Here is a 12,123-nt window from a genome sequence, read left to right on the forward strand (position 1 = left end):
GGGTGACGTAGAAGCCGAGCGACAGGATGAACACGAGGATGAGGCCGGCAGCGAGACCGGGAGCCGACAGTGGCACGTACACCTTGAAGAAGGCGCGCCGGCGGGTCGCGCCGAGGCCCACCGCGGCGTCGAGGAGCCGGCGATCTATTTGCCCGAGGCTCGCGTACAGCGGCAGCACGGCGAACGGCAGAAGCACCTGCGACATCGCGATGGTGACACCAAAGGGCGTTCCGATTAACGGATAGTTGATGCCGAACTGCTGCAGAAAGTCGTCGATCACGCCATCGCGCTGAAACAGGGCGAGAAAGACGAAGTTCTTGGCCGTCGCGTTCGTCCAGAACGGGATGAGGACAATCGTGAAGAGGATCGCTCGGGTGAGCGGCTTGCAAATCGTCATCGCGTAGGCGAGCGGGAATGCGAGAGTCACTGTGACCAGAGCCACGATGAACGAAACCCAGACTGTCCGCAGAAGGATCGTCACGGTGTAGCCGTCCGTAAACATGTCGATGTAGTTACCCAGTCCCGGCTCCGGCTGGGTCAGGCTGATCTCGATGATGCGGATCAATGGGTAAAAGAACAGCATCGACAACGCAACCGCTGCCGGCAGCATCAAGAGGATTGTGGGCAGCGCGTTGGAGAACCATGTACGGAACCGGCCACGACGGCCGCGCTGGACACGTCCCTGTTTTGATGATTGGTCATTCTCGACCGTGCGCGTGGCCGCGGCCCGCGTGGAGGTGCCGGTGGTCATGAGTTCTGCATCTTCCTCGAACCAGTGATCAATTGGGCGATTACCATCTCGTCATCGGCTTCGGGCAGCGAGACGCCAAAACCGAGCACCGCGAGGCTGGCAACGATGGAGCCGTTGCGACTGAGGACCGGAACGGAGATCGCCCGCAGGGCGCCGTCCGCGTAGGTTGTGCGGGCGACCATCACCTTCTCCCCTGTCGGGGAGTCCGGGATGGTGTGCTCAGAAATCGTCGCCGAATCGGCCGACTCGCCGTCGAGGCCCCTGCGATAGGCGCGGAAGAGCATTGCCTGGGCCGAATACGGTTCGAGCGAGCGCCCGACGTCGACTGCCACCGTGGTGGTTTGCTGAGTGTTTCGCTCGACCCGAGCCACGACGGGAGCGTCCCCACCCCATACACTCAGGACGATCGTGCTCAGGATGCCGGATGCGAGCTCCGTCATCACCGGCCCCGCGGCCTCGACCAACCCCGGTCCCGCGAAGGCGACCGCGCCGATGCGCACGAGGCTGGGCCCGAGAACGTATTTCCCCAAGTCGTCTCGTTCGAGCAGCCGCGACTTCTCCATCGAGGCGAGGTATCGGTGAGCCGTCGATTTGCCGACACCAAGCACACTGGCCGCCCGCTGGATATCGAGTGATTTCGAGGTGAGCGTAAAGCAGTCAAGGAGTGCAGCGACGCGTGAGACCACCTGGATGTCCCCTCTCGCACTGGGCTCTGGTTTCGCGGGTGATGTCATGTCCGCTCCTTTGACTTTGTTCGGCGGCTGGGCGGGCCTGCGTTTGGCCGACGCGTATTGCCCGGTTTCGAGTTGCTCAGTCATGGATCTTTTCCGATGCAAGGGCGGCTAGTTCCCGGCGGATGCCCGTCACCGCTTCGCGGAAGATGCTGGCGTCATTGCTGATCATGACGTAACGGAAGCCGCGGTCGGCGGCAGCCTTCGCCTGCGCCGCAGTGCTCACGGCAGCACCGCACGGAAGTCCGCGCGTGGCGGCGGCGGCAAGCATCCGGTCGACCAGGGCCTCTATCTTGGGGTCGCTGCTCGGCAGACCGGAGGAGAGCGCGAGGTCGCCGGCGCCCAGGAAGACTCCGTTGAGTTCGGGCACGTTGACGATGGCTTCGACCTGCTCCAGGACCGCCACGTCCTCTAGCTGCACTGCACGCATCACGTCCGAATCACCCGTTTCCAGGTATTGGGTCCGTGTGAGGGCACCCCACCCGCCGGCGCGTGCCGTTGTGCCCAGGCCGCGCTCCCCCGCAGGACTGAACATCATCTGTCTCGCGACGCGGCGTGCTTCGGCGACGTCGCTGATCCGCGGAATATGGATACCGTCTACACCGATGTCCAGCAGCCGTTGCAGATGGCTCCCACTGCGGTCAGGCACACGCACCAGGACCTGGAGACCGAGAGCCTGGGCGAGGGAGGTGGTCCGGTAGACCGATTCGAAGCTAAGTGGTGCGTGTTCCTGGTCAATGATCACGAAGTCATAGCCCGCCATCGCGATCATCTCGACCGTCTCCATCGCAGGAATCTTCACCCAAGTGCCCCACAGGCAGTGATCGGTGTCACGTAGGCGCCGGGCGAACCCTCGCGTGCCCGTCACGGAATTGTCGGTCATGATGCAGTTCCATTCATTGAGCGAGGTATCCGCCGTCAACGTTGACGACGGCGCCGGTGATGCCGCTGGCCGCATCAGACGCGAGGAAGACGATCACTTCGGCGACTTCGCTCGGCGTCGAATAACGGCCGATCGGGTGACGTGCGAGCGAGGCTCGAGCAGTTGCGTCGGCGTCGGGATCGGACGCGGTCGCCTCGGCGGTGAAGTCGGTATCGACCGCGCCGGGTGCGACTGCGTTCACGCGAACTCCGTGCGGTGCCTGTTCGATGGCCTGCTGACGCGTCAGCTGGACGATCGCCCCCTTGGTCATGGCGTAGATCGGCTGCTGAGCCACTCCGATGAAGCCGGCGACAGATGCGAGATTGACGATCGAACCCTTCGATTCCCGCAGATGCGGAACGGCAGCGCGGGAAAAGGCGAACGGCGCCCGGACGTTGATCTCGACGAGCATGTCGAACTCCTCGTCAGTGGACTCGAGGATCGAGCGCCGATGGAACCGTCCGGCATTGTTGACCAGCAGGTCCAGCCGCCCGAATTCCTCGACGGCGGTCGCGACCGCTCTAGTTGCGGTGCTCGTATGACGCACGTCCGCGATCAACGCGACGACCGCGGGGGTGTTCCCTTCGCGGACGGCCAGCTCGCTGACTGCGGGGGTGATGTCCACCGCGACGATGGAATAGCCGCGCTCCCGGAGGGCGTCGACCGCGGCGCGGCCGACACCCCCCGCCGCGCCGGTGACGATCGCCACAGGAGCCTGTCCAGCCATCAACCCACCTGCCATGCCACGTACGCCTCGGTTGCGGAGCTGGAGTTCTCCGCCCACCAGTCAGGGTCCTGAAGCGTCAGCGTTCCGCGCTCCTCGTCGATCACTTCTCCAATAAAAGGGTTGAAGAGTTTCTGCGAATCGGTGTACTTGATCGTGGCCAAGTCGACGTCCAGTCGCACTGGCGTGGTTCCCCCCAGCTCGGCGTAGTGCTTGACCCGCTCGGGCTGAAGGGCGAACTCGATGAATTGCTCCGCTTCCGCCGCGTGCTTGGAGCCCTTGATCACCATGAAGGCATCAAAGCTCCACGCGGTGAAGTCCCACACGGGAGCCATCGTCGCTCCAGCGTCATTAGCGGTGGGCAAGGTACCGGTGAGCGCTAGGGTCATCGTCGCTTGCTTGTCCACAAGAGTCTGTTGCAACGCCGGCAGCGTCGGCGAGAAGATGATGTCGTCCTTGATGGTGTCGAGCTTGGCGATCGCGCGGTCGACGTCCATCGGGAAGAGATCGTCGGGGTGCACACCGTCTGCGACCAGTGCCGCCTCCAGCACGCCACGAGCGTTGGTACCAAGAATGACGCGCTTGCCGGGGAACGTCTCCACGTCGAAGAAGTCGGTGATCTTAGTGGGCACCTTGTCCGTGTACACCGCTGCGTCGTACGCGAACGCCGACCCGTAGCGAGCAACTGGCCGCGAGCAGGGCGTGGTGGAACCTTCCGGGAACGCGTCCACAGAGAGGCCATCGAACGACAGCTCCTCAAACAGCGTGCCGCAGTACTGGTTGGCTGTGTACGAGCCCTTGTGGGTCATATCCCAAATGACGTTCCCGGCGTCGACCATCGTCTGGATCTGCGCCACGGCCGATGGCGAGGAGACGCTCTCGATCTTGATGCCTGTCTCAGCCGTGAACGGATCCTGATAGGCGATCTTGCGGCGATCCTCCGATGCTCCCGTGGCCTCCCAAATCAACGTCACGTCACTCTGGGGAGCCGCGCCTTCACCGGTGCTCGCGGGGTTCGCGGTTCCACCGCAGGCTACGAGGGCGATAGACAGGGCACCCACCAACCCGGCAGTTGCGAGCGGGGTACGCAATCGATTTTTCTTTTTCAACACGGTTTCGCCTTTCGCTTGTAATTTCGTTGCACACACGTTCTTGCCCCAAAGGAGTGGTCAGCCGACCTGCCACGCGACGTATGCCTCGGCGGCTCGGCTGCTGTTTTCGGCCCACCACGTCGGATCGAGAAGGCAGAGTTCCCCCTTATCCGTGTTGAGAAAGGGGTTGAAGAGTCGCTGCGACTCCGAGTAGTCGATGGAGTTGATGTCCACGTCATTACGTGCCGGGGCTTGACCGCCTGTCTCGGCGTAACGGATGACTTGCTCGGGCTGGAGCGAAAACTCAATGGCTTTCGCCGCCTCTTCGGTGTTCTTGGAGCCTTTGGGGATCAGCAGAGCATCGAAGTCCCAGGCGGTGAAGTCCCACACAGGCGTGATGGTGCCGCCGCGGTCATAGATCGAACCGAGGCCGCCCGTCAAAGTGAGCGTCATGGTGGCTTGCTTATCTAGCATGTTCTGCTGAAGCGCCGGCAGTGTCGGTGCGAAGATCAGGTCGCTTTTGATTGTGTCGAGCTTCGCGAGCGCCCGGTCGATGTCGAGCGGATACATGTTGTCCGCTGCCACGCCGTCTGCCGCGAGCGCCGCTTCAAAGACGCCGCGCGCGCTGGCCGCGTAGACGACTCGCTTGCCTGGGAACGCCTCCAGATCGAAGAAGTCCTCGATCTTGCTGGGGACCTTTCCGGTGTACACCTCGTGGTCGTAGGCGAACGCCGTGCCGTATTTGGTGAGCGGACGCGCGCAAGCGGACGTCGACCCGTCGGGGAAGAGGTCGAGTGGCAACGATGCGAAATCGACTTCCTCGAACAGCGTGCCGCAGTGCTGTACTGCGACGAAGGATCCCTTATGGGTTATGTCCCACAGCACATTGCCGGTCTCGACCATCGTCTGGATCTGGTTGACTGCGGTGGGCGATGACACGTTCTCGAAACGCACGCCCGTCGTGGCAGTGTATGGATCCTGGAAGGCTGCCTTCTCCCGCTCCGTCGACGGCCCCCCGGTCGTCTCCCACGTGAGCACGACGTCGCTTGTCGGTGGTGCGCTTCGCGTTCCGTCGGGATCGGCGCTCACAGGGTCGACGGCAGCACATGCGCTGACCGTAAACATGAGAGCCGCGAGCATACCCAGGCCGCTGATTGCCTTCTTCATGATGCCTCTCCTCGATGAGAGCGCGAACCGTCCTTGGTTCACTCGTAGTTGAAATTCCGCATTGCGGGACGGGCATCCCTTTATTCGGATTTGGTGTTAGCGTATGGCGCAAGCGGTCCAGGGGTCAAGCATTTTGACAAAAATCGTATGACGGTCCTACACTCGCTTCCATGAGGTCACTGCGCTGCGCCTCGCCACTCTTCCGTCAGAGAAGGAACCCGCATGGAGACCACCGACCGTTCTCACCCAAACGCCGGCACAGGTAGGCGTGCGCTCCGAGTAGGGATCATCGGCGCTGGCTTCGGGGGTATCGCGCTCGCGGTCAAGTTGAAAGCGAAGACTCGCGCAGAGATCACCATCTTTGAACAGGACAGCGGAGTTGGAGGGACCTGGTGGCAGAACCGCTACCCTGGCTGCGAGGTCGACATCCCCTCCCACGTCTACTCGTTTTCGTTCCTCAAGTGGGATTGGCCGCGCACGCACGCGACTCAGCCGGAGCTCCGTGAGTATGCCGAGCGGGCCACCGAAATCTTCGGCATCCGCGACAACATCCGGCTCAATACCAAGGTCGACCGCGCCCAATGGGACGAAGACTCCGCCACCTACACGATCGAGACCGCAACCGGCGAGCTACATGAGTTCGACTTCGTCGTCTCTTCGGTGGGCCTGCTCAACGTGCCCCGCTATCCGGACTGGCCCGGGCTCGACAGCTTCGAGGGTGTCTCGTTCCATACGTCACGGTGGGAGCACCAGCACGACCTGGCCGGCAAGAGCGTTGCGGTCGTCGGCACAGGGTCGACCGCCGTGCAGGTGGCACCCGCTCTAGCAGCTCGAGTGGAACATCTCACCGTCTACCAACGCGAACCGGGGTGGATCGAGCCCAAGCACGAGCGCGCGTACACCCCGAGGGAGAGGGCCTTTTACCGCAGGGTCCCGTTTGCGCAGCGCGCTCACCGTCTGCTCCTGCTCGCCAAGGCCAATCGCCGGTTCAAGGCGTATGACACGAGGTCACGGATGCAGCGAAAGATGCAGGACCTGTGTCAGGACTTCATCGACCGCACGATCGAGGATCCCGAAACCCGCGCCGCGGTCACTCCTACTTACGCGTGGGGATGCAAGCGTCCGGTCGTGGCCTCCACCTTCTATCCCTCGCTAAACCGCCCAAACGTCACCCTTGTCCCCCGCGCCGTCACGCGTGTCACCAAGAACGGGCTGATCGACGCGGACGGCGTCGAACGCAAAGCAGACGTGCTAATCCTCAGCACGGGTTTCCAGCCGCAGCAGTTCCTCAGCAGCGTCGATATCCGCGGACGCGGCAACCTGTCACTCCATGAGGCATGGGCGAAACGGGCGACCGCTTTTCTCGGTGTGACCGTGCCCGGATTTCCGAATTTCTTCATTCTCTACGGGCCCAACACCAACGGCGGGACTTCGATTATCGCCCAGCTAGAACGACAGGCCGAACTCGCCGTTCGCGCAATCAGGAGAATCGAACGGTTCGGTGGCCGGGTCGTCGACACCGACCCATCAATGCTCGCACGCTGGACCGCGTGGATTGACGAGCAGCTAGAGACACACGCGTCCGCGATGAACTCCGGCTGCCACAACTACTACACCCTCGACGGCGGCGCCAACGTCACGCAGTGGCCACGTACCCATTGGATCTACTTTCTGGCGACGCGTTTCCTCGCCCGGCGCGGACTCATCTTCTCTGATCGCGTCGACACACCGCGATCGTCCGGTAGCACGAGGGACCACACCTCGAAACCAATCCTGCTGCGGTCGTCCTCCAGGGCTGACTGATTGAAACGAGCGTGACCCTTGGCGGTTGGCCGAAGCGCACACGAGTCACATGAGTATTCGGACGTTTGAGGGCCAGTGATTATTGCGGTTCGGGGCCAGGGGATATTGCAGTTCAGGGCCAGGCGATATTGCCGGTGAGCGCCAGCCGAGGTGACGGGCGCTCACCGGCGCCGGGTCAGCTGGCGGTGGCGGTGTGTTCGCGCATGTTGGTGCTGCCGGTCTCGATCCAGATGGTGTTGTGCACGATGCGGTCCATGATCGCGTCGGCGTGGACGTCGGAGCCGAGCCTCTGGTGCCAGTCCTTCTTCGCGTATTGGGTGCAGAACACCGTCGAGGTGGTGTCGTAGCGCCGTTCGAGGAGCTCGAGCAGCATGCTGCGGACGTCATCGGCGGGTGGGTCGAGGAGCCATTCATCGATCACGAGCAGCGTGAACGCAGCGTATTTGCGGAGCCATTTCTCCTTCCCGCCGGGCCGATCCCGGGCCGCGGCCCAGGTCTCTTCGAGATCGGGCATGCGGACGTAGTGCGCCCGGTAGCGGTGCTGACAGGCCTGCTTCGCGAGAGCGGATCCGAGGTAGGACTTCCCCGATCCGGTGAACCCTTGGAACACGACGTTCTGCTGCCTCGTGATGAACGCGCAGGTCCCGAGCTGCGCGATCACACCCCGATCGAGGCCGCGCTGCTCTAGCAGATCGAGCCGGCGCAGGTCCGCGTTCGGGTAACGCAACCCCGCGCGCCGGATCAGCCCCTCGACCTTGGAATGGCTGAACGTGGCGTGCGCGTCATCGACGGCGAGCTTGATGCGTTCCTCGAACACCATCCCCAGCGTCAGGGTGTCGTCCTGGACCTCGAACGCGTCGACCAGTGCCGTAACGCGCATCTCACGGAGCTTCCGCTTCGTCTCCGAATCGATGCGGCTCATCGGGTGCCTCCCGCGTAGTAGTCCGCGCCGCGAACATACCCGGCCGGCTCCGCCGTTCTCGCTGGTGTCGACCAGGCGTCACGGGAGTCGGGGTCGTCCTGTCTGGTCTCGAGGATCGGCCGCAGGTGCGCGTAGCGCGGAGACCGAACCCGGGATGTCAAGGCGATCCCGGCGGCGGCTTCGACCCGGGCCGCGGAGTAGCGGCGGGTCAGTCGCAACACCGCCAACGCCGCGTCCAGGCCCTGCTCCTCGACGGGCACGGACTCGAAGATCCGGTTCACCACCGTCGTGGTGTTCACCCCGATCCGGGCCGCCCATTCCCTGACCCGAGCGGCGTCCCATTGCCGGTAGCGAGGGCCGTCAGGTAGGTCACCGTCATGTGTCCGATACTCGTTCACGACGCCGATCGGGGCGAGGACGTGGCTAGTCAGCCGCTGGTCCCCAGCGAAGACCTCGAGCGTGGTGTCGGTGACCCGCAGATCAACACCGCGGCCGATGTGCGGGTAAGGGACGGAGTAGAAGTTCCGCTCCCAAACCACGTGCCCGTTCTTCTGAACCCGGCGCCTATAGACCCACCGGGAGATCTCGAACGGCGTCGCCGGCAACGGCCGCAGCAGCGGCTTCTCCTCCGCCTCGAACACCCCCTGTCGGGAGCCCTGCCGCTTCTGGAACGGCTCAGCGTTGTATGCGGCGACGCGCTGATAGACCGCCGCGCGCAACTCCGGCAAGGTGCCGAACTGCGTGTCGCGGAGGGACGCGATCACCCAGGTCGCGATGTTGCCGACGGTGTTCTCGACACTCGCCTTGTCCTTCGGCTTCTTCACCCTCCCCGGCAGCACCGCCGCCGAGTAGTGCGCCGCGAGCTCTCGATACGCGTCGTTGAGGACCACCTCGCCCTCGGCAGGGTGTTTGATCACCCCGGTCTTCAGGTTGTCCGGGACGACCCGAGGGACGCTCCCGCCGAACCAGTCGAACATCGCAACATGCGCGCGCAACCAGGTGTCCTGCTTCATATCCAGGGTCGGCTCGACGAACGCGAACCGCGAGAACGGCAGACACCCGACGAACACGAACACCCGAGTCTGTTGCCCTGTGGCCGGGTCGGTGAGCTGCATCGTCTTGCCCGACCAGTCGACCTCGACCGTCTGACCCGCCTTGTGGCCGACCCGCGACGCCGCCCCGGCGACGAGGACGTGCTGCTGGTAGGACTTGCAGAACCGGTCGTAACCCATCGCCGGGGACCCCTCGACCCGGCAGGCGTCGAGATACTCGCCGTGCAACAGTTTGAGCGTCACCCCGACCCGAGCCAACTCTCGGTGCATCCTCTCCCAGTCCGGCTGTGCGTAGACGCTGTCGTGCTCACCACGACCCGGGAACAGGCGCGCATAGACCGCCGCCTCCTCAAGATCGGCGATGTCGTCCCAACCCACGTCTTCACGAACAGCGGCGTCGATGACCGCCGCCACGCTCGTGCGCGACATGCCCTGCGCTGCGATCTGCCGCCCCGAGAGCCCCTCCGCCCGAAGCCGGAGCACCAGCTTCGCTCTGATCTTGCGTACCATCCGAATCACTCCTTCTGCCGCGCGATAGGCCACGCGGCAGAAGGAGCCTAGAAACGATGGCCCTCAACCCGAACATCGGGTGGCCCTCACGGACACGAACGCGTCGACGCAAGCCCGGCCCCCGACCTCAATAACGGCGGCCCTCAGAAGACCGAATACTCATCACAGTGCCAACGCGAACGTGAAGGCTGTGCAGCGCATGCTCGACCCTGCGAACGCCGCGACGGCGGTGGACAGTTGCAGCGGGTCCCCGAACGATCATGGTTGCAGTCAACCGAGGGATTTCCGGACGTGACGGTTGGCTTGAATCCCGTCGATCAGAATCGTTTGCGATCCTGCTCGGTCCTTCAGCTCGTGGGTAAGGAGCGCACAGACGATCGTTGCGTTTAGCGGCCCTCCCACCGGGGCGCGCGATGCTCAGCAAACGCACGCGGCCCCTCCCGAAAGTCTCGCGATGACCGTACCAGCTGCTGAAGTTCGTGCGTGAGGGAGAGTCTGTCGACTTCATCGAGCGATCGTCCTCCGACGAGCCCTTCGCGACGCGCTTGCTCGCCACTACCGCAAGAGGAGCATTCGCGTTGATCCGTTCGGCGAACTCGAGCGCCGCGTCAAGGACGTCCCCAGGGGCGACTACCCGATTCACGAGTCCAAGAACGAATGCCTCACGGGCATCGATTGGGTCCTCGGTGAGCATGATCTCCATAGCCCGCTTTGGGGGAATCTGTCGAGCGAGTCGCATGACTCCGCCCTCTGAGGCGAAAAGCCCGTGCGTCACTTCGGGCAATCCAAATCGCGCCGTGGACGCAGAGACCGCGAGATCGGAAGCGAGCACCAGCTCTGTGCCACCGCCTAGCGCCGCGCCGTTGACGGCGGCGATTGTAGGCTTGGTGATCGGGTGGAACGCGTATCCCGCGAACCCCCAGGACCGAGCGACGGGATCCTCCGGCAGCAGGCTTTCGCCGCGACTCACAGCCTTGAGGTCAGCCGCCGCGCAGAACGCTTCCCCCGCTCCTGTGAGCACCACCGTTCGGATGTCGCGATCGCCCTCGGCTTCGTCGAGGGCTCCGCCTATCCCGAGTTGAACGGCGGCGTTCACGCAGTTGCGCACCTCGGGTCGGTTGATCGTGATCACCATGGTGTGCCCACGGCGCTCGGTTGTACCTACTGCGGGCGTAGTTTCGGCGTGCACACTGTCTCCCTCGGTCAGCGGTATCCGGGCATCCCGACGATTCGCATTGGCGAGCCTTCTACGACGACACCGTCGCGAACGAGCTCGTCGATCTCAGCGTTGTCTACCCCGAAACCTCCGAGAACGCCGCGGCTGTATTCGCCCAATCCGGGCGGACCGAGGACGGCCGTCTGGGGTGTTCGGCTGAAATGCGCGAGCCGACCCGGAACCATCATCCGGCCGCCGTCCGCCTTCGACATCGGATGGAACAAGTCGACCGCCAGCGCGCCGTCATCGCTTGTCGCCTCAGACATGGATCGCGCGACAACCGCCACGATGCCGTGTTCCCTCACAATTTCGCAAATTTCCCTGCACGTCGACGCTGCGAAAAGAGTCTCGAGGTTTGCACCGAGCACGGCAGAATCGGCCGACCCGACGACACCGGCGCGCACCAGGGTTTGCGCCGCTTCGTCTTCAGCGTGGATCCGCACCCATCCATCGGACGCTTGATAGCTGCGGCTGAGGGGCGTGGCACCGAGGTGGTCGGCCGATCCGACGCGAGCTGGCGGACGGGACGCATATCGCACCAGCTCACCCATCTGCGCGAAAGCGGAGGCTGCGGCGAGCGAAGTCGACGCCTGTTGCCCTGCGGCCGCGCCCGTGCGCCGGGCGTAGACGGCGAGGCACGAGCCTAAGGCCGCCATGATTCCGGCGGTCACATCGTTGATCGCGACCGTGTGCATGACCGGGTCGTCCGAGCCACCCTGGGCGAACATCATCCCGCTCATGGCACCCAGCACGGGATCGAACCCCGGTTCGTGTTGCATCGGTCCGGAAGTGCCGAAGCCAGTGATGGAGACGGAAGACACGTGTGGGTTCATTGCGAGGAGGGCGCCATGATCGATCCTCAATCGCCCGAGTACACCCGATCGGAAGTTGTCGATGACGACATCGGAAGCCATCACTAGCCGCCGGAACAGGGCGTGACCATGCGGATGCCTGAGGTCAATCGCGAGCGAGCGCAACGGCGGAATCCCAGTTGTTCGCAGATTCTTCGCAAATCGCGATCTCCCGACAAAGCTTTGGCCCGCGATCCCAGTGTTTACAAGGGAACTCGGGCCGATTCGCTACGCGGAGACGGAGGGATTTGAACCCTCGGACCCCGTGAGGGGTCTCCACCTTAGCAGGGTGGTGCACTAGGCCGGACTATGCGACGTCTCCAGGCATCTGTGGTCGAAACCACGCTGATGCGCCCAGCAATCATAACCGCTGGCAGTGGGCC

11 protein-coding genes and 1 tRNA gene are annotated in these 12,123 nt (G+C 63.7%); 1 reads left to right on the forward strand and 11 read right to left on the reverse strand.

Annotation, left to right across the window (positions count from 1 at the left end; all coding sequences use genetic code 11):
- The 6 genes from ABD655_RS00005 to ABD655_RS00030 all read right to left on the reverse strand — a co-directional run.
- Positions 1-751 (reverse strand): ABC transporter permease (locus ABD655_RS00005; protein ID WP_344710359.1); only part of this gene is annotated, 751 nt, incomplete at its 3' end.
- The gene (locus ABD655_RS00010) at positions 748-1,569 is read right to left on the reverse strand and encodes an IclR family transcriptional regulator (protein WP_344710363.1); all 822 of its coding nucleotides are present in this window, start codon (positions 1,567-1,569) and stop codon (positions 748-750) included. The genes ABD655_RS00005 and ABD655_RS00010, both read right to left, overlap by 4 nt.
- Positions 1,562-2,365 (reverse strand): HpcH/HpaI aldolase family protein, encoded by an 804-nt coding sequence (locus ABD655_RS00015; RefSeq protein WP_344710365.1) that lies wholly within the window; start codon positions 2,363-2,365, stop codon positions 1,562-1,564. Before ABD655_RS00015 ends, ABD655_RS00010 begins: the two co-directional genes overlap by 8 nt.
- 13 nt (positions 2,366-2,378) lie before the next feature.
- On the reverse strand, positions 2,379-3,131 hold the full coding sequence (locus ABD655_RS00020) for an SDR family NAD(P)-dependent oxidoreductase (protein ID WP_344710367.1): 753 nt from the start codon (positions 3,129-3,131) through the stop codon (positions 2,379-2,381).
- Complete coding sequence (locus ABD655_RS00025) at positions 3,131-4,240, reverse strand: extracellular solute-binding protein (protein WP_344710369.1); 1,110 nt, start codon at positions 4,238-4,240, stop codon at positions 3,131-3,133. The genes ABD655_RS00020 and ABD655_RS00025 overlap by 1 nt, the downstream gene beginning before the upstream one ends.
- Positions 4,241-4,297: 57 nt before the next feature.
- Complete coding sequence (locus tag ABD655_RS00030) at positions 4,298-5,386, reverse strand: extracellular solute-binding protein (protein WP_344710371.1); 1,089 nt, start codon at positions 5,384-5,386, stop codon at positions 4,298-4,300.
- A 222-nt stretch (positions 5,387-5,608) separates the two neighbouring features.
- On the opposite strand from ABD655_RS00030, the gene ABD655_RS00035 reads away from it, so the two are divergent.
- Positions 5,609-7,189, forward strand: coding sequence for a flavin-containing monooxygenase (locus tag ABD655_RS00035; RefSeq protein WP_344710373.1), 1,581 nt, complete (start codon positions 5,609-5,611; stop codon positions 7,187-7,189).
- Positions 7,190-7,364: 175 nt separating this feature from the next.
- On the opposite strand, the gene ABD655_RS00040 is transcribed toward ABD655_RS00035, so the two are convergent.
- The 5 genes from ABD655_RS00040 to ABD655_RS00060 all read right to left on the reverse strand — a co-directional run bounded on the left by ABD655_RS00040 (position 7,365) and on the right by ABD655_RS00060 (position 12,062).
- The gene (locus ABD655_RS00040; RefSeq protein ID WP_344710375.1) at positions 7,365-8,111 is read right to left on the reverse strand and encodes an ATP-binding protein; all 747 of its coding nucleotides are present in this window, start codon (positions 8,109-8,111) and stop codon (positions 7,365-7,367) included.
- Positions 8,108-9,673 (reverse strand): IS21 family transposase, encoded by a 1,566-nt coding sequence (istA, locus tag ABD655_RS00045; RefSeq protein WP_344710377.1) that lies wholly within the window; start codon positions 9,671-9,673, stop codon positions 8,108-8,110. Before istA ends, ABD655_RS00040 begins: the two co-directional genes overlap by 4 nt.
- A 127-nt stretch (positions 9,674-9,800) precedes the next feature.
- Positions 9,801-10,808: an enoyl-CoA hydratase-related protein gene (locus ABD655_RS00050; RefSeq protein WP_344710379.1), complete on the reverse strand. Its 1,008-nt coding sequence runs from the start codon at positions 10,806-10,808 to the stop codon at positions 9,801-9,803.
- A 68-nt stretch (positions 10,809-10,876) separates the two neighbouring features.
- Complete coding sequence (locus ABD655_RS00055) at positions 10,877-11,866, reverse strand: CoA transferase (RefSeq protein ID WP_344710381.1); 990 nt, start codon at positions 11,864-11,866, stop codon at positions 10,877-10,879.
- Between the two features lie 107 nt (positions 11,867-11,973).
- A tRNA-Ser gene (locus ABD655_RS00060) sits at positions 11,974-12,062 on the reverse strand.
- Positions 12,063-12,123: the final 61 nt, after the last annotated feature.

The sequence above is a fragment of the Microbacterium terregens genome, assembly GCF_039534975.1.
GTDB classification, from domain to species: domain Bacteria; phylum Actinomycetota; class Actinomycetes; order Actinomycetales; family Microbacteriaceae; genus Microbacterium; species Microbacterium terregens.

What these genes read in the sequence shown, in the direction of transcription:
- ABD655_RS00010 (WP_344710363.1), bottom strand. Translation starts at nt 1,569, where the DNA reads ATGACTGAGCAACTCGAAACCGGGCAATACGCGTCGGCCAAACGCAGG.
- ABD655_RS00015 (WP_344710365.1), bottom strand. Translation starts at nt 2,365, where the DNA reads ATGACCGACAATTCCGTGACGGGCACGCGAGGGTTCGCCCGGCGCCTA.
- ABD655_RS00020 (WP_344710367.1), bottom strand. Translation starts at nt 3,131, where the DNA reads ATGGCTGGACAGGCTCCTGTGGCGATCGTCACCGGCGCGGCGGGGGGT.
- ABD655_RS00030 (WP_344710371.1), bottom strand. Translation starts at nt 5,386, where the DNA reads ATGAAGAAGGCAATCAGCGGCCTGGGTATGCTCGCGGCTCTCATGTTT.
- ABD655_RS00035 (WP_344710373.1), top strand. Translation starts at nt 5,609, where the DNA reads ATGGAGACCACCGACCGTTCTCACCCAAACGCCGGCACAGGTAGGCGT.
- ABD655_RS00040 (WP_344710375.1), bottom strand. Translation starts at nt 8,111, where the DNA reads ATGAGCCGCATCGATTCGGAGACGAAGCGGAAGCTCCGTGAGATGCGC.
- istA (WP_344710377.1), bottom strand. Translation starts at nt 9,673, where the DNA reads ATGGTACGCAAGATCAGAGCGAAGCTGGTGCTCCGGCTTCGGGCGGAG.
- ABD655_RS00050 (WP_344710379.1), bottom strand. Translation starts at nt 10,808, where the DNA reads ATGGTGATCACGATCAACCGACCCGAGGTGCGCAACTGCGTGAACGCC.